The sequence below is a fragment of the Bacillus cereus group sp. BfR-BA-01347 genome (genome assembly GCF_022663835.1).
Classification (GTDB): domain Bacteria; phylum Bacillota; class Bacilli; order Bacillales; family Bacillaceae_G; genus Bacillus_A; species Bacillus_A thuringiensis_K.
This window is the reverse complement of record NZ_JAKUGG010000008.1, coordinates 137664-155694: the sequence shown is the minus strand read 5'-3', so window position 1 is coordinate 155694 and position 18031 is coordinate 137664. Positions and strand designations below refer to the sequence as shown.

Below are 18031 nucleotides of genomic sequence, written 5' to 3'. Positions count from 1 at the left end.
TCTTTCTTCCCCCTATTTTTCATTAAGTGAACTATCTCTTAACCCTAAAGCTTTTAGCATTGTTTGGAACTTAGCTGATGTTTCTGCTAACTCATCTTCTGGTTTTGACTCAGCAACAACTCCAGCTCCTGCATATAAACGAAGTGTATTTTCTTGTACTTCAGCACAACGAATTGTAACAATCCATTCTCCATCTCCATTTAAATCGCTCCATCCTAGCATTCCTGTAAAGAACTCGCGGTCAAATGGCTCAATATGCTGTATAGCCTCTCTTGCTTTTTCCATCGGAGTTCCGCAAACTGCTGGCGTAGGATGAAGGGCAATTGCTAATTGTAAAGAAGAAGTATTTGGATCCTTAAGTTCACCTTTCACTTCTGTAGACAAATGCCACATCGCTTCACTATGAATAACTGATGGCTTTTCTGGAACATGTAATGTATGACAATACGGACGAAGTGCAGCGGCAACCGCTTCAACTACTACCGCATGTTCATGTAAATCTTTTGGCGAAGAAAGTAATTCCTCTGCTCTTCTTTTATCTTCTACTGGGTCCTCACTACGTGGCCTTGAACCAGCTAACGGGTTAGAAATAACTTGCATACCATTACGTGAAACAAGTAATTCAGGGCTTGCTCCAATTAGCGTCTTACTGTTCTCTTTTTCATCTTTCGGTAAATTTACAGCAAATGTATAACCATACTTATTATGCTCTGCTAATTCTCGCAGAAGTTTTTGCTTATCAATCTTTTCGGAAGATTTAACATCTAACGATCTGGATAGAACGATTTTCTTTAAATCACCGTCCTGTATTTTTTCAATTCCTTGCTTCACACCATTCATATAAACTTCAGGGTCTGGCACTGGTGTCATTTCAAATGTTACATTCTCATTTGTTTCAAGCTGATTTGTTGTATCCAATTGTAAACGCTCAGAAATTCTGCTATATTCTGGTACGATGAGTTGGACTTCTTTTCTACGATCAAATGGCAAAGCACCCACAACGATAGGATTTGGATTTCCAGCTTGTTTCGCATTACTTAATGTCGCTTGCACAAGCTCTGGGAAACTTTCAATTTCACGATGCTTTACTGTAGTAAACTCTCCTTCTGCTAATATCGTTCGAGTTGGTGAAGCGAAAAAGAATGAAGATTCAGTCTTATAATCTTCTAAAAGTTTTTCTGACAATTCCTTTACAGCTATATGTTCATTCATAATATAATAACCTCCTGAATTTTTATTAAACTCCTAACGTAGCACCGCCATCAACACATAAATTGTGCATTGTAATATGACTTGCTCTATCTGAGGCTAAAAATAACACTGCTTCAGCAACTTCTGAAGGTTGTGCAATTTTTTGTAATGGAATTCCGAGTCTATATGTATTTTGAGAACCAGCAATTATATTTTTAGCTCCATTCTCATCAGCCCATAGTAATCTTTGCATCTCAGTTTCAGTAGAACCTGGAGAAACTAAGTTGCAGCGTATATTGTATGCCGCAAGCTCTAGTCCTAAACATTTCATAAACATCGTCGTTGCGGCCTTTGACGCAGCATACGCAGCCATCTCCATTCTTGGCGTATTTGCCGCATTTGAACCGACTGTAACAATTGCCCCCGATTTTCTTAACATCATATTTTTACTTACCGCTCGGGACATATTGAAAACCCCTGTCGTATTTACAGAGAATGTTTTATTCCAATCTTCATCACTTAACGAATGAATTGGTCCCATACGTAAAACCCCTGCAACATTTATTAAAATATCTATTGGCGCTATTTCATTTGCAATATGATTTACCATGTCTTCAACAGCGGCGCTATCACTCACATCTAAACGAAACGTTTTCATACGTGTATTGTTTAATTCATTTTGATTTAAGAGTACATTTAACCCCTCTTCATTTTGATCAACCGCAATAACTGTGGCTCCTCTTTCTAAAAACATTTTGGCAACGACACTGCCTATGCCTTGTGCTGCACCTGTTACTAAAACTGTTTTCCCATCAAATTCCCCTAAGTTCATTTTCTCTATCCTTTCACATAAACATTAATTTCATTAAGTAACACCGATGATATTGATTTTCATTATCAGTTGTGTTGTAAAAAATAATACACTTACTAAACTAATTGGTCAAGTGCGCATTACTTTAAAATCCATTTTATTGATAATGTTTTTCATTTACCATCTTACACCGAAATGATAATGTTTCTCAATAAACTTGTCAATCTTTTTTTATTTTTCAGATAAACCATTTTAATGCTTCTTAATAAAATCATATGTAAACGCATTAAAAGTACTTATATTATAAATAAAATTCAAAGTCCTCTTTTTAAAATTGAAGAAACTAAACTAGAGATACGTTCATTTACAATGCTTTATGAAAAACTCAAGTATATATTTTCTCAATATTTTTCTGAAAATATATCTTACAAATACTAATGAATGTCTTTTTTGTCATTTAAGATTTAATATATATTTCGAATACGATGTATCAATTTATTATATTCCACTCACTTTTACATCTATAAAAATCCCAAAAGTAATTTAACCTTGTTAAAATAACTCATAAAAAAGCATCCTAATTAATAGAATAGGATGCTTTTTCGTAATCATAGTGTTATAGAAGATTTGTATACTTATGCTACGCTGCGATACTCTTCTTCTTTTTCTTTTTTCTGCTTAGGTGCTTGAATTAAAATTGCGATAATGAATGACACGACACATAATACACCTATTACCATGAACGTTGGTTTGAATCCACCTAGAAGTGCACCGATAAAGGAACCTGCAAGCGCCCCAAATCCAAATCCTTGATACACAATTCCGTAGTTCTTACTATGGTTTTTCATACCGAAGAAATCACCAACAATAGCTGGGAAAATAGTGATATTTCCACCAAAGCAAAACGCTACACTTGCTACACATACGAAGTAAATACCATAATTTAAATCTACAAAACTTAGAACTAAGACTGAACTCGCCATAACAACAAAAGTACCAGTAACGATTTTTAAACGCCCAATTTTATCCGATAACGGTCCTAAAATGATACGACCTAATGTATTGAAGATTGCAACCATAGCCACCGCATTAGCAGCTGTTGCTGCGCTAAGTCCTACAAGTTGAACACCAATGTCTTTTACCATACCAATTAAGTATAAGCCACTCATACATGATGTAAATAACATGATAAATAATAAGTATACTTGTTTTGTGCCTAACATTTCTTTCGTTGTGTATTCCTCAGTTTTTGTTTCATGAACTGCTCCTTGATCTGCAGCTTGATGGATTAAACAAGCACCAATTACAATCATAGCTGTAACAATTAAACCCCAGTATATAAATGCTTGGGATACACCAACTGATTCAATCAACTGTGCGTTAACGTATTTAAAGATTAAGCTACCTGAACCATATGCAGAGACAGAAATACCAGCAATTAAACCTTTACGCTCTGGAAACCACTTTATTAAATTTGATAATGAAGTGATATATGCTGTACCATCTGCATAACCTACAACAACTCCCGCTAGTACATAAAATAATATTAGTGAGGATGCTTGTGAACTAAGTATTAATCCTAGTCCTAATGCTAATCCAGCTATCATAATAAGTTTACGAAGTCCCCATTTTTCTTGCAATTTACTCGCAAATAAAGTTGAAAATGCTAAAGAAAGACTAGTAATTGAGAAAGTTATCGCAACAGCGTTAAGACTCCAACCATATTTACTAACTAAAGGCTGATTGAATAAACTCCATGTATATATCGTCCCAAGCCCCATCTGTACTATAACTGTGCCAAGGACAACAAGCCATGGATTAACAGTTGATTTTTTCATATCTTTCCGCCCCCTCTTTCTATTTCAATGCTATTCGCTAAATTTACTTTTTTTATGTTCATTTTGGTCACCTCTTTTGATTTGACACCTTCATTGTATAAGATGTTTTCATTTATGTAAGCACTTACAAGATAGAGCGTCAAAAACATGGAATCAGTTACAGAAAATGAAGGACGAAATACAAAAAACTATTTATTAAAGAAACGGTTTTATTAAGTCAATTCAAAAGCCTGACTTTCTTTATACGCTTATAATTGTTTATTAAAATGTGACAATTTAACAAACAAATTCCATCATAATGAAAGCATTTTTAATACGTCTTGTTAAAACCTCTTTTAATTCTGCACACATAGACAACAAATATTTTTTTGATAAATAAAACTAAATATTCACTAATATATCTATCCGTGGTTTAATATATATAATAAAAAAATTTCTGTCTTTAATGAGGAGGTACTATGAAAGCAAACATAGGGGATACTATACTTTTTCAACGAAATAATTTAAAGATTACAGGATCTGTATTAAAACTTTATACTGAATCGGTCTTAGTTGAAATTACAAATGTAAGCGGTGGTACTTTTGAATTTGATCGAACAATTGTAAATCATAAAAACTATAAAGTTTTAAATACAAATACATAAAACAACACAAAATAGCCCCTGCTCAACAGCAGGGGCTATTTTATATAAAAATATTTCACTAGTTTATATACCCTAAAACATTAACAATCTTACTCGCTTTTAAATTGTTAATATGATAATAAATTTCTAAACCTCTTCTCTCTGCTCGTAACACTTTACCCTTCATTTTTGATAAATGTTGTGAAACAGTAGATTGCGGAATATTCAGTAACTCTGTTAATTGTGTTACATTACAAGTTTTTCTCGTACTTAATTCATTTACAATTTGCAGTCGGATTGGATGCGCCATAATTTTTAAAATATCTACATCTTCTTCTGAAACTAAAGTTTTTCTCATTTCACTCGTATATGTTGTCATAAGACATTCCCCTTTTATATGAATTCCATATTCATAAGATCTATTTCCAAATTTTTTAAAACCCTTGATTAAAACTTTTATATAGAAATAAAAGGATTTTAAATTTTTGAAAACAGAACTTACATTCACTTTATTTATTTATTTGGTACATATACATAATACAATGTTAATATGTGCTCTATGTGAAGTTCACATAAATTTGTGATGAAGATTTATTTAGCCACTCGCATCCTACTCATCTAATTACTCACTGCATAAAATCATCAGTTATTTTAACACATTTTAGGCGTTTGTATATACTATTTATAAAGTAAAACTTTAATCAGCCCTCACCAATCGTGCTTTTACGGGCAACCTGCCCCCCTCATAATTTCTTTGCTTCCGCTGAATTTTGAGATGGGCGTCTTACTGCACGGCAAATAGCGAAATAAAGCAACTTTTATAAAGGGGAATTCATATGCCTACAGCGTTACAAGAAGAAGTCGAAGAAGCACCGGAAACATATGTCAGTCATATCATCTTAGTTGGAGGATCGACTTTATTTTTAGTAGGCGGGGCTATATCGGCAATTTCAGCTTTTCAAGCTTATAATCGTTTGGAGAATACGCCGCCTTCTTCCGATAATTCATAGATATATAAATAAAACGTCGTCTCCAATGAAGAGACGACGTTTTATTTTATTACATACGAGACTAAAAGTATCGGTAGATTCCCTACTCCATTCTCTAAGCTTACTTCACCACAAACCTAGTCTGACTACATCCATCTTTCTGCTTCGTTACTTCTAATACAGCTGGCATTGCGTTTTTCAGCTCTTGTACGTGTGAAATGACACCGATAAATCGGCCTGATTTTTGTAGGTCAATTAAGGCATCTACTGCTTTCGTTAATGATTCTTCATCTAATGAACCGAACCCTTCATCGATGAACATCGTTTCGATGGAAATACCACCTTCATATGCTTGAATTACATCTGCCATTCCTAGCGCTAAGCAAAGTGATGCGTTAAATTTCTCTCCGCCAGATAATGTTTTTACATCGCGCGTTTGGCCAGTGTATGCATCGTACACATCTAAGCCTAATCCACTTTGGCGGTTTCTTTTTTCAACTCGTTCACTTCGTTTTAAATAAAATTGTCCATTTGATAATTTACGTAATCGTTCGTTTGCGATTTGAACAATTTGTTCCAGATACTCAATTAAGATGTAACGTTCAAATGATATACGACTTTCGTTATCACCTTTCATTACTTCATATAAATCAACAAGTTCTTGGAAGGCTTTTTCTTCCTCGTGAATTTGTTCGTCAATACGTCTAATGTTTTCATGTAAATCAGAAATATATGTTACCGCATTTTGCGCACGTTGACGTTTTTCTTTAATGATATCGAGATTAATTTCTAGTTCTTTTATGTGTTCACCTAAAGATGTAATATCCATATACTCTTTATCTTTTAATTCTGAGTTTAACTCTTCGATTTGTTTTGCAAGCACTTCAAGCGATGAATAATAACCTTGAATTTCTTTTTGTAACATCTCCATCTCGGCATCGCTTAATTTGGCTTCTTTATACGTGAATTGATCTGTAAACCCACTTTGTTCTAGCTCTTTCATAAAGCGTGCGAAAGTCTCTTCTTTCTTTAATTTTGCACTTTCAAATTGATTAGAAGCACCTTTTTGTTCAGCTTGAATACGTATATTTTCATTTTGCCAATGCTGATACGCTTCCTGCACTTTCTTCCATTCGTCCTCCAGTAACCTAAGTTCCTGCATAGCTTGGTCAAACTGTACTTTCCAAGCTTGTACTGTTTGTAAGCTTTCTGGAATATTTCGTTTATCATGTTCATATGACGTACGAAGTTGCATACACTCCATTTCTGTACGGTGCTGCATTGTTTCCATTTCTCGTTTTTGTTTCTGAAGTTCTTCTATTTTTTCTTCTACGCTTTTCATGTTCGCAGCAATCTGCTTACGTGTTTCTTCACTTGCTTTTAACGTATTCACGTCTGCAGCTAATTGTTTTCCTTTTTGAACAAGTGCACTATATGTTTCAGCTAATTTTTCCGAATTGTAGCCGCGCTTCACAACTTCTTCTATCACTTGTTCATATTGTAGTCGATAGAAATTCCATTTCTCCTCTACTTGCACATGTAATTTTTCAGCAATGTTCTTCTTATCTCTTAAATCGTTTAACTCTTTTTCATCGATCGCATTACTTTGCTCTGTAGCTTTTTGTGGATGATTCGTACTACCACATACCGGACAAGATTCACCGTCATGTAAATGAAGAGCTAATATACCAGCTTGTTCACTTAACCAGCGGCGCTCCATGTTTTCATATGCACGAACTGCCACTTGCATTTTATTAGTTGCCGCTTCTTTTTCTTGCTCGAATTTTTGTTTTTCTTGCCAAACATCATATGCTTGCTTTAAAACTTTTGCATCTTCTCGCATATTCGTTAGTTCTTCTACTTTAGCTACATATTGCTCAAGTGCTTGTTCTAATTGCTGCAATTCATCAGACATTCTCTGTTTTTGGTTTGTATGCTCTTCTAGTTGTTGATCTAACTTTTGCATACTTTCTTTTAATTTCCCTATTTGAATTTCGGCATTTTGTAAATTCAGCTTTCTCTCAGCTAATGATTCAATGATTGCTTGTAACTCTTCTAATCTTTGAACAAGTTTTTTAGCCTCTTCTCGTTCAGCTTCTTTATTCTTTACTACTTCATACTTCTCCTTAGCAAGTTCAAAGCTGTTCATTATCTGTTCTTGTTTGACAATTATCTGTTTTAACAAACTTTCAACTTTCTGCTCATTTTCCATCGCTTCTTCATACCATTGTTCAAATGGTAATAAGCGCTTTGCTTGTTCCGCACGTTTAAAGGATTTTTCTTTCCTTTCAATTGCTGCACGGTTCTCTTGTAAAGTGTTATATTTCTCATTCTTTTGTTGTAAATCTATAAATTTCTCATTTATAGATTTTGCTGCATGAAAACGTGTTTCTGCATCCTTTAATTGCTTCGTTTGAACATCTTGTTCTACTTGTAATTGCTCAACCTCTGCTTTATACACGGTTGTTTCTTGTTCTAACGCTTCTACTACTTGATGCGTATTTACATGTTCTTGTGCCACTAATGTCTCTAATAATGCTCCATCACGGATTGGTAATTTAAAAACATTACGGAAATAGAGCTCTCTCTCTTTTTGTTTTTCTTGCAAGACATCTTTCCATTGTTTTCTCTTTTGATCAAGTAACTCACGCATTAATTTATAACGATCCGTTTTAAAAATACGACGTAAAATCTCTTCTTTGTTTTCCGTCTCAGATGTTAATAGTTTTCGGAATTCCCCTTGGGGTAACATAACAATTTGGCTAAATTGATGTTTACTTAACCCAATTAAATCTTCCACTTTTTTGTTTACGTCTGTTACATGAAAACGATCGACGGCTGGAACGTTTTCTCCATCAATAACTTCATATAATTCTACTGCATGTCCTGTAATGGTCTTATTCCCTTGTTTTTTATGTCCAAGTTGTCGTTTTATTTCATAGCGTTTCCCTTTTAACTGAAAGGTTAATTCAACACTTGTATAAACATTATCATCAGCAAATTGACTTCGAAGCATGCTCGTATCACTACGTTCTTCTCCACTAGCCTCACCATATAACACATAACAAATCGCATCAAAAATCGTTGTTTTTCCAGCTCCTGTATTCCCAGAAATAGCGAAAATACGATGTTCTCCAAGATCTTCAAAATCGATTACTTCTTTCTGTTTATATGGCCCGAATGCTGTCATAATAAGCTGAATCGGTCTCATCCTCGTTCACCTTCCCGTTCTTGCACTGTTTGTAATACATCTATAAATAGGCGTTCTTTCTCTTCTGATAAATCTAACCCTTTCATTTCTTTATAGAAAGCCTTTAAAAGAGATAAATCATCCGTTTTATGTCTTGAAACAGTTACTTCATTTGTATCTGTGAGTTCTCGCCTTTGCATCGCTCTTTCAACGTGCATTGCATTTGGATATACAGATCGTATTTTCTCCATCGGCTGTAAGACAGGGTTTTCGTCTAATAATTTTACAAATACGTAATCTTCACTTACTGGGTGCTGTAATAATTCATCTATTTTCGCTTCTACTGTTCGCATTTTACGACGTGGTGAAAGTAATCTTTTTTCAATTGCTACTTCACCAGTTTCATTCAGTTCTACAATGTAATAACCTTTTTTATGTTTCTCTTCAGAAATTGAATAGGCAAGTGGTGAACCTGAATATCGAATCGTCTCATTACGTACGAAATGCGCTTGATGTAAATGTCCAAGCGCTGTGTAATGAAACTTATCAAAATAATGACTATTTACATATTCAGCACCACCAATTGAAAGTGGTCGTTCTGCATCACTTGTATTCTCCTCCGCTTCTCCTGAAGAAGTTACAAATGCATGTCCAACAAATACATGTCTAGCTTCTTTATCCATCGTTTCAGAGAGCTCATTCATAAAAATGCGCATCGCATCATCATGAGAACGTACGTCTTCATTTTTCAACACGTGCCTCACTATGCTTGGATCTGCATACGGTATTAGATGGAAGTGAACCTCTCCATGTTCATCATTTAGTACAACAGGTTCATACGGGAATTGAAATTGACCTGCAATATGTAATCCTTGTTTTTTCATTAAACTACTTCCAAAATGGATACGATCCGGACTATCATGATTACCAGCTACCGCAATAACTGGTGTTTGCAAATCAATAACTATTTTTTGCAGCACATCATTTAATAAGTCTACTGCTTCTGTAGGTGGAATTGCTCGATCATATAAATCCCCTGCAATAATTACAGCATCTGGTTTTTCTTCTTCAACAGCCTGTACAAACTGATCTAATACAATCTTTTGGTCTTCAGTCATATACACGCCATGAACAAGCTTACCTAAATGCCAATCCGCTGTATGAAATAACTTCATATTTTTCTACTCCTTTTAATTTACTGATTTTAGTGAAACGAGTTGATAGTTTATTGTAGTTTTTCCGTTCTCCCACTCTAGCTTCAATATCGTTGCACTTCCAATTCTTTCTTCATTTGATTTATATAAAGGCAATATTTCTTGAACTGTAAATAAGTGATAGCCATCCAATATTAATTGAAATATATTTTCTTCAATATGTAATCTTACTTCTTTTTCATTTGAAATAATTTTTGTGTGCATCTCAAATTTCATGATAGATACAACCCCTTTTTATAATCTCTACATTTTAATAGTATAGTGGCTATGCAAGATTGACAAGTACATACACAGCAAAGTACACACTTTTCTATTGTTATATACTTCATGTATTTTATATAAAATACGGTATGTGAAATTTTATATTTTCTCCAAAATAAAAATGCCTATTATGACATCTTTATTTTTGTATAAAGTCTTTCATTACATAATATAAAACGGTAATTAAAACGATTGCGACGAAAAATGAGAACACTGCGACAATGTACCCATCTTTATTTAATAAAATACAGAATGAAATAGATATTATAAAAATCGGAAATACGAGACGTACTTTATCCTTCACTTCTTCTGTCGTATCTGTATGATGAAAATACTGCGTTATTCCTATCATTAAAAAAGACAAAATAATAACCGACAATAGTAAAGGTCCTGGCATTCCGATTTCTCCTTTCTCTATTTCTAATTCAGTGTAAAATTTTTTATTACAATTGTACGATTTATTTTTTCTTCAAACACTCTTTTAGAATTGATAATGAACAATTCACACCTATATAATAGCGCTTTTATCATTATAACTTCAAATAATTACACTTACAGTAATGTTGTAATATTCCCCCTCAGTCTCTGAAATCCTGCAAAGATAACTCGTCAAAATATGCGGTGACCAAATTAATATTTACCGTCAACTTTTGACAAAATTTATAAAGGACATTTCAGTACATATCAAGAATTAAGAATAAGAAGATATGTAAGGGAGGATGCATTATGACTGAACAAGTTTTATTTTCTGTTAGTGAAAACGGCGTTGCGACAATTACTTTAAACCGTCCAAAAGCACTTAATTCTTTATCTTATGACATGTTACAACCTATCGGACAAAAACTTAAAGAGTGGGAACACGATGAGCGTATTGCACTTATCGTGTTAAAAGGAGCTGGCACAAAAGGTTTTTGTGCAGGCGGCGACATTAAAACTCTTTATGAAGCGCGTTCCAATGAAGTGGCATTGCAACATGCAGAACGTTTTTTTGAAGAAGAGTATGAAATTGATACATATATTTATCAATATACAAAACCGATTATTGCTTGTTTAGATGGAATTGTAATGGGCGGTGGTGTCGGTCTTACAAATGGTGCGAAGTATCGCATTGTAACTGAGCGTACGAAATGGGCAATGCCAGAGATGAATATCGGCTTCTTCCCAGACGTGGGAGCTGCATATTTCTTAAATAAAGCGCCTGGATATACAGGACGATTCGTTGCTTTAACAGCATCTATTTTAAAAGCTTCTGACGTATTATTTATTAATGCTGCTGATTACTTTATGACATCTGATTCATTACCAAAGTTTCTTACTGAACTTGAAAGTGTAAATTGGTATAAAGAAGATGATGTACATACTAATTTAAAAGAAGTTATTCGTACATTTGCAACTGCTCCAAACTTAGAAAGCGAGCTCGCTCCTTCATTAGAAGTAATCAATTCACATTTTGCTTTCGATACAATTGAAGAAATCATCCATTCATTGGAGAAAGATGAAAGTTCCTTTGCTCTAAAAACGAAAGAAACACTGTTATCAAAATCCCCTATTTCACTAAAAGTAACATTAAAACAGTTTATTGATGGAAAAAATAAATCCGTTGAAGAATGTTTCGCTACGGACCTAATACTTGCTAAAAATTTCATGAGACATGAAGATTTCTTCGAAGGAGTACGCTCCGTTGTCGTTGATAAAGATCAAAATCCGAATTATAAATATAAACAGTTAAGTGACGTTTCAGAAGAAGATGTGAATCGTTTCTTTAACTTACTTAATGCATAAAATGAAATTGTCATGAGGGGATGTTTTGTTCATCCCCTACCTAACTTCTTTGCTTCAGCTAAATCTTGTGCGGTGAAAATCTTACTACCCGCAAATAGCGGGATAAAATCGAAGCTATATAGTAGTGTAATTACAGCTACTATATAGCCTTTTTTATTTAATTATTTTTAACAAAATTTAATTTTATTAAATCCATTTTTGTGCTACACTGATTTTAATCAAATATTCTAAAAATAAAAAGGAGGGGCGGCTATGATAGAAAATTATCTTCTTTTCATCATTATGTCTATTTGCCTTATCATTTTACCTGGTCCAGATACAGCAATGGCTACGAAAAATACATTGGTTGCTGGTAAAGTCGGTGGAGTGAAAACAGTGTTTGGTACATGTATTGCACTATTAATTCATACTTTAGCTGCTGTAATTGGTCTTTCTGCACTTATTGTAAAGTCAGCTCTTTTATTTTCTATTTTCAAGTACGTTGGGGCTCTCTATTTAATATATATCGGTATTAAAGCCCTTTTAGCAGTAAGAAACAAAGAAAACTTAGATACAAATGATCTATCTTTGAATAATGAAAACGAACATACTTCTTGCTTTCGCCAAGGATTTCTTACAAATTTATTAAATCCTAAAGTAGCAGTCTTCTTTTTAACTTTTTTACCACAATTTTTAAATCCAAATCATAATACATTTATTCAACTTCTTGTAATGGGCCTTACTTACCTCGTTTTAACAGTCATTTGGTTTGCATTTTATATATTTTTAATTGATAAAATTAGTGCTTTTATGAAAAAACCGAAGACGCAACGTTATATTCAAGGGCTAACAGGAGTCGTCCTAATTGGATTTGGTATTAAACTAGCTTTTGAAAAAAATAATTAACAAGACGAAAACCACCACTATTAATAGTGGTGGTTTTCATCAAATAACTGATTTGGTTGTTTACTCTATATTAAAACCAGCGCTCAGTTACAACTTTTTTACGTGTATAGAATTGAACGCCATCTGTACCATTTGTACCTAAATCACCAAAGAATGAAGCTTTATTTCCTGCAAATGCGAAGAATGCCATTGGTGCTGGAACGTTTACGTTTACACCAATCATACCAGCATCGATGTTATCACGGAATGTTTGTGCATGTTTACCATTTGACGTATAAATAACCGCACCATTTGCAAATTTAGATTGATTTGTTAGTTTAATACCTTCTTCTAAATCTTTAACACGTACAATACTTAATACTGGAGCAAAAATTTCATCTTGCCAAATTTTCATTTCTTGATTCACGCCATCAAAGATTGTCGCACCTACAAAGTAACCTTCTCCAACTTCTTCATTAATTTTACGGCCATCTACTAATAAAGTTGCCCCATCTGCTACACCGCTATTAATATAGCCTAAAACGCGCTCTTTATGAGATTCACGGATTAATGGTCCAACATAGTTATCTTCATTAAAGCCATCGCCTACTTTTAATTTTTTCGTTTCTGCTACTAATACATCAATGAATTCATCAGCAATTTCATCCACTACTGCTACTACTGAGCATGCCATGCAGCGCTCTCCACTACTTGCAAATGCAGATCCAATTACACCTTGTACTGTTTTCTCAAGATTGCAATCTGGCATTACAATCGCATGGTTTTTCGCACCTGCTAACGCTTGTACACGTTTTCCGTGTTTCGTACCTGTTTCATATACGTAACGAGCTACCGGCTCAGAGCCAACGAACGAAACAGCCTGAATATCTTTATTTTCTAAAATACTATTTACAACATCTTTTCCGCCTTGCACTAAATTTAATACGCCTTTTGGGAAACCTGCTTCATAGAATAATTCTACAAGTCGCTCCGCTAAAAGTGGCGTTCTTTCAGATGTTTTTAATACGAATGTATTACCGCAAGCAATAGCAAGTGGGAACATCCATAACGGAATCATCATCGGGAAGTTAAACGGTGTAATACCAGCAACAACTCCGATTGGGTAGCGCCAAATCGATCCATCAATTCCGCTAGCGATATTCGGAAGTGCTTGACCCATCATTAAATTTGGCGTAGATGTTGCAAGTTCTACCGCTTCAATACCACGCTGTACTTCACCTGTTGCATCCGTTAGCGTCTTACCATTTTCTAGCGTAATGATTTTTGCAAGCTCATCTTTGTTTTCTTGTAATAGCTGTAAATATTTATATAAATTTCTTGAACGATTTGGAACTGGTACTTTAGACCATGTTTCGAATGCTGCTTTTGCCGCTTCAACAGCTTTTTCAACATCTTCTTTTGGAGATAGTGGAACGTAAGCGATAATTTTTCCAGTCGCTGGATTTGGAACTGCTTCTACTTCCGTACCTGTCGATTCAACCCACTCACCGTTAATGTGATTTTTTACTCGTTTAATTTCAGTTGTAATCATTGTATTCTCTCCTTTGTATAATTTATTTTTGATTAGAAATTAATTGCTCGCTAACTTTCTTATATAAAGCAGCCATATCGTTTTCACCATATCCAGCTTGACTCGCTTCGTCATATACGTTTAGTAACATTTCGCTTACCGGTAAATGGAGTTCGCTTTCCTTAGCTAAGTCAACTGCAAATCCTAAATCTTTCTTCAATAAGTTCACAGTAAATCCTGGCTCGTAGTTTTCAGGTGCTATAAAACTTTTATAATTACGTTCATAAATTCTACTTTGACCGTAACTTACATTTAAAATATCAAACATTTTATCTAAATCCATATTGTTCTTTTTCGCTAATGTTAAAGCTTCACTCACACCAGCTGTATAAAAACCAATTAATAAGTTATTAATTAACTTAACAGTTGTACCACTATCAATCTGCTCACTAACGTGGAAAATGTTCGCGCCTAGTACGCCCATGATAGATTCCGTTTTCTCATATACGTCTTTTGATCCACCAACCATAAACGTTAATGTTCGGTTTTCGGCTCCGATTACACCACCGCTCACAGGTGCTGCTAAAAAGTCTACTTTCTTTTCCTTTGCAGCTTCCTCTAACTGTTTGTTTAACTGCGGCGATACCGTACTTGTATCAATGAAAACTACATTCGAGTGACCATTTTCAAATAATCCTTCAGCTCCAAAATATACCGCTTCAACAGCGCGAGGTGAAGGTAAACTTGTAAAAACTACATCACATGTTTCTGCTAGTTTTGAGATTGATAGACCGATAATTCCGCCTTCTTTTTCAAAGGACGCTTCCGCCTCTTTATTTAAGTCCACGCCATATACTGTGTAACCTGATTTAACTAGATTTTTTGACATTGGAAGGCCCATGTTACCTAAACCGATAAAACCAATCTTTTTCATATCGCTTTCCTCCTATTTACACAATATATTTCCCGCGATTTATAATAGCTTTCGCAATTTCTCTCTTCTTCGTAAATACGTTCGTGTATAAAGGCACTAATAATTGACGGATTTCAGCTAAAATCACATGTCTATCTTGTTCTTCTGTAACAGCCGCTGAAAGTACAGAAATCGCCGCTTCTTCTACTTTACGGTATCCTTCTTCACAAATAACATCCGTTATTAGTTGCTTCGTACGTTCTTTTTCCTCTCCATTTTTACGTACCGCTTTTCTCGTACGTAAAAACGCTGATTCCATGACGTACACGTCCGTCAACATATTTGAAATTACACGTGAATATTCTTGTTCTTGGTCAATTTTTAGGCCTGGAGTTTTAGAGAGCGTTTTCAAAGATTGTTTCAACAATTTTTTCGCTAATAAAATGTAACGATGGTTTCTTTCTACATTTGCTACATTACTTTCTACTTCAGTGTCTTCTAATTGTTCGATTTGTTTCATTAACATTTTAGCAACTGTTAATCTATTAATTTCGTTCGTTCCTTCAAAAATACGACTAATTCTTGCATCACGATATAATCGTTCTACCTCATACTCTTGCATATAACCGTAACCACCATGAATTTGTACAGCTTCATCTACGATATAAGCAAGTGTTTCAGAAGCATTTACTTTATTCAGTGCACATTCAATTGCAAATTGGGACATTTTCTTCATAAGATCTTCATCGCTCTCATGAATTGCTTCATCGATTACACCTGCTGTACGATAAGCTGCACTTTCGGCTCCATATGTAGCAATGATCATATTTGCAATTTTCTCTTGAATCATCGTAAAGTCTACTAATTCCGTTTGGAACTGTTTTCGCTCTTTTCCATATTGAACCGACAAACCAATTGCTTGTTTTGCTGTTCCAATATTTCCAAAAGCAAGTTTAAGTCTAGCAAAGTTAAGAATATTAAGGGCTACGTGATGCCCTTTCCCAACTTCCCCTAAAACATTATCAGCAGGGATGACAACATCTTCTAAAATAAGAGTCGCTGTTGAAGAACCTTTAATCCCCATTTTCTTTTCTTCTAATCCAATAGATACACCTTCACATGTTCTTTCGACAATAAACGCTGTCATTCCTTTATTTGTCTTCGCAAAAACAACGTATACATCTGCCATATGAGCATTTGTAATCCATTGCTTCTCACCATTTAACTTCCAAGCTGTTCCCTCTTCATTCAATACGGCGCTTGTTTTTGCACTTAATGCATCCGAACCAGCATTTGGCTCTGTTAAAGCATAAGCCCCAATCCATTCTCCCGATGCGATTTTCGGTAAATATTTTTCTTTTTGCTCTTTCGTTCCATAATATATGTAAGGCAATGTACCGACACCAGCGTGTATATTAAAAGAAACGCTAAACGCACCAGCGTAACCCATTTTCTCTGCTACAAGACCTGAGACAGCCTTTCCTAACTCGAACCCGCCATAATCTTCTGGTACCTCAATGCCTAATAATCCAAGTTCCCCAGCTTTCTCAAATAATTGACGAGAAACTTTATAGTTATGTTGTTCAATATTCTCCATTTGTGGAACAATTTCTTGTTTAACGAATTGTTCTGTCGTTTTTGCGATTAAATCTTCATCACCTGAAAAATCTTCTGGTGTAAAGTAAGTATGATTTATATCTTTATTAAGTGAAAAAAATTCATCCCATGGTAACTTCGTTTTCTCCATATGTATCCCCCTATCATTCGGCTTTCATAGCTTTTTGCTTATGCTCGTCTACGATGAGTGGAATATCTTTTTTGAAAATAGAAGGCGATGATTTTTCACATCAAGCATTTTATTTTGCCAAAGATGTATTTTCATCGCCTTCGCTGCTTTATCTATTGATCTTCTGATAATACTGTTTTTGCAATACCAGTATCTAACTCTTCAAAGTCATGATATGAAATTGTTTCGTATAATTCACTTCTCGTTTGCATATTAGAAAGTGCATCTTTTTGAGAACCTGTTTCTTTAATTAAAGCAAACACATTTTCATACGCTTTCGCTGCAACGCGAAGTGAAGTTACAGGATAAATAACCATTTGGAAACCCATATTCGCAAATTCCTCTGCACTATAATATGGAGTTTTTCCGAATTCAGTCATATTCGCAAGCAAAGGTGCATTTACCTTACTATTAAATAGACGGAATTCTTCCTCTGATTGAAGCGCTTCAGGGAAAATTGCGTCTGCACCTGCTTTTACATATGCATTTGCTCTTTCAATTGCTTCATCTAATCCTTCAACGCCACGAGCATCAGTACGTGCTACAATGTATAAGCTCGGTGCAACTTCTTTAATCGCTTTAATTTTTTGAACCAATTCTTCTGTAGTAACAAGTTTCTTACCATTTAAATGTCCACATTTTTTTGGTAATTGCTGATCTTCAATTTGGACAGCTGCTACTTTCGCTTCCACCATTTCTACAGCTGTTCTCGCCACATTTAGTACACCACCAAATCCTGTATCAATGTCAACAAGAACAGGTAAGTCTGTAGCTCTTACTAAATCTCTTGCTCTCTCAGCCACTTCAGTAGACGTCACGATACCTAAATCTGGTAAGCCTTTACTTGCAGTATAAGCAGCTCCTGATAAATAAAGAGCTGAAAAACCTGTATTTTTCGCAACAAGAGCTGCCATTGCATCATGAGCACCTGGAATTTGCAAAATTTCATTTGCTTCTACTAAAGCTCGGAATCGATTCGCAAGCTCCTCTTGTGTTGACTGCTTTTTCACAACCCAAGCCATTCTAAATTCCCCCCTA

General features: G+C 34.8%; 16 protein-coding genes. 4 read left to right on the top strand and 12 right to left on the bottom strand.

Going from position 1 to position 18031, the window contains the following annotated elements; genetic code table 11:
• Positions 1–12: 12 nt before the first annotated feature.
• From dhbC to MR143_RS14655, 3 genes are all read right to left on the bottom strand, one after another.
• Positions 13–1212, bottom strand: a complete 1200-nt coding sequence (dhbC, locus tag MR143_RS14665; protein ID WP_001002077.1) for an isochorismate synthase DhbC — start codon at positions 1210–1212, stop codon at positions 13–15.
• A gap of 25 nt (positions 1213–1237) precedes the next feature.
• On the bottom strand, positions 1238–2023 hold the full coding sequence (gene dhbA / locus MR143_RS14660) for a 2,3-dihydro-2,3-dihydroxybenzoate dehydrogenase (protein WP_001048430.1): 786 nt from the start codon (positions 2021–2023) through the stop codon (positions 1238–1240).
• A gap of 614 nt (positions 2024–2637) precedes the next feature.
• The gene (locus MR143_RS14655; protein ID WP_000750120.1) at positions 2638–3840 is read right to left on the bottom strand and encodes an L-lactate MFS transporter; all 1203 of its coding nucleotides are present in this window, start codon (positions 3838–3840) and stop codon (positions 2638–2640) included.
• A gap of 458 nt (positions 3841–4298) precedes the next feature.
• On the opposite strand from MR143_RS14655, the gene MR143_RS14650 reads away from it, so the two are divergent.
• Positions 4299–4484 carry a YkvS family protein gene (locus MR143_RS14650; protein WP_000646581.1) on the top strand — a complete coding sequence of 62 codons (186 nt, stop codon included), beginning with the start codon at positions 4299–4301 and terminating at the stop codon, positions 4482–4484.
• Positions 4485–4542: 58 nt separating this feature from the next.
• Here the strand turns inward: MR143_RS14650 and MR143_RS14645 are convergent, their stop codons facing one another.
• The gene (locus MR143_RS14645) at positions 4543–4842 is read right to left on the bottom strand and encodes an ArsR/SmtB family transcription factor (RefSeq protein ID WP_000214801.1); all 300 of its coding nucleotides are present in this window, start codon (positions 4840–4842) and stop codon (positions 4543–4545) included.
• 457 nt (positions 4843–5299) lie between these two features.
• On the opposite strand from MR143_RS14645, the gene MR143_RS14640 reads away from it, so the two are divergent.
• Complete coding sequence (locus tag MR143_RS14640; RefSeq protein ID WP_001141665.1) at positions 5300–5473, top strand: hypothetical protein; 174 nt, start codon at positions 5300–5302, stop codon at positions 5471–5473.
• 100 nt (positions 5474–5573) lie between these two features.
• Here the strand turns inward: MR143_RS14640 and MR143_RS14635 are convergent, their stop codons facing one another.
• The 4 genes from MR143_RS14635 to MR143_RS14620 form a co-directional block, all read right to left on the bottom strand.
• Positions 5574–8663, bottom strand: coding sequence for an AAA family ATPase (locus MR143_RS14635; RefSeq protein WP_001247460.1), 3090 nt, complete (start codon positions 8661–8663; stop codon positions 5574–5576).
• Complete coding sequence (locus MR143_RS14630; RefSeq protein ID WP_000765144.1) at positions 8660–9817, bottom strand: exonuclease SbcCD subunit D; 1158 nt, start codon at positions 9815–9817, stop codon at positions 8660–8662. Before MR143_RS14630 ends, MR143_RS14635 begins: the two co-directional genes overlap by 4 nt.
• Before the next feature lie 15 nt (positions 9818–9832).
• Positions 9833–10072: a DUF2584 family protein gene (locus MR143_RS14625; RefSeq protein WP_000667346.1), complete on the bottom strand. Its 240-nt coding sequence runs from the start codon at positions 10070–10072 to the stop codon at positions 9833–9835.
• Positions 10073–10256: 184 nt separating this feature from the next.
• Positions 10257–10514 (bottom strand): hypothetical protein, encoded by a 258-nt coding sequence (locus MR143_RS14620; protein ID WP_001119404.1) that lies wholly within the window; start codon positions 10512–10514, stop codon positions 10257–10259.
• A 329-nt stretch (positions 10515–10843) separates the two neighbouring features.
• On the opposite strand from MR143_RS14620, the gene MR143_RS14615 reads away from it, so the two are divergent.
• Complete coding sequence (locus MR143_RS14615; protein ID WP_000139783.1) at positions 10844–11899, top strand: enoyl-CoA hydratase/isomerase family protein; 1056 nt, start codon at positions 10844–10846, stop codon at positions 11897–11899.
• Between the two features lie 252 nt (positions 11900–12151).
• The gene (locus MR143_RS14610; protein ID WP_000572360.1) at positions 12152–12784 is read left to right on the top strand and encodes a LysE family translocator; all 633 of its coding nucleotides are present in this window, start codon (positions 12152–12154) and stop codon (positions 12782–12784) included.
• A 70-nt stretch (positions 12785–12854) separates the two neighbouring features.
• On the opposite strand, the gene MR143_RS14605 is transcribed toward MR143_RS14610, so the two are convergent.
• The 4 genes from MR143_RS14605 to prpB all read right to left on the bottom strand — a co-directional run bounded on the left by MR143_RS14605 (position 12855) and on the right by prpB (position 18015).
• Positions 12855–14315, bottom strand: coding sequence for a CoA-acylating methylmalonate-semialdehyde dehydrogenase (locus MR143_RS14605; protein ID WP_000633344.1), 1461 nt, complete (start codon positions 14313–14315; stop codon positions 12855–12857).
• A 22-nt stretch (positions 14316–14337) separates the two neighbouring features.
• A complete protein-coding gene (locus tag MR143_RS14600) occupies positions 14338–15228 on the bottom strand; it encodes an NAD(P)-dependent oxidoreductase (RefSeq protein WP_000719409.1) in 891 nt (296 codons plus the stop codon).
• A 16-nt stretch (positions 15229–15244) separates the two neighbouring features.
• Positions 15245–16954 carry an acyl-CoA dehydrogenase family protein gene (locus MR143_RS14595; RefSeq protein ID WP_000415987.1) on the bottom strand — a complete coding sequence of 570 codons (1710 nt, stop codon included), beginning with the start codon at positions 16952–16954 and terminating at the stop codon, positions 15245–15247.
• A gap of 152 nt (positions 16955–17106) precedes the next feature.
• The gene (gene prpB / locus MR143_RS14590; RefSeq protein WP_000312639.1) at positions 17107–18015 is read right to left on the bottom strand and encodes a methylisocitrate lyase; all 909 of its coding nucleotides are present in this window, start codon (positions 18013–18015) and stop codon (positions 17107–17109) included.
• Positions 18016–18031 lie beyond the last annotated feature (16 nt).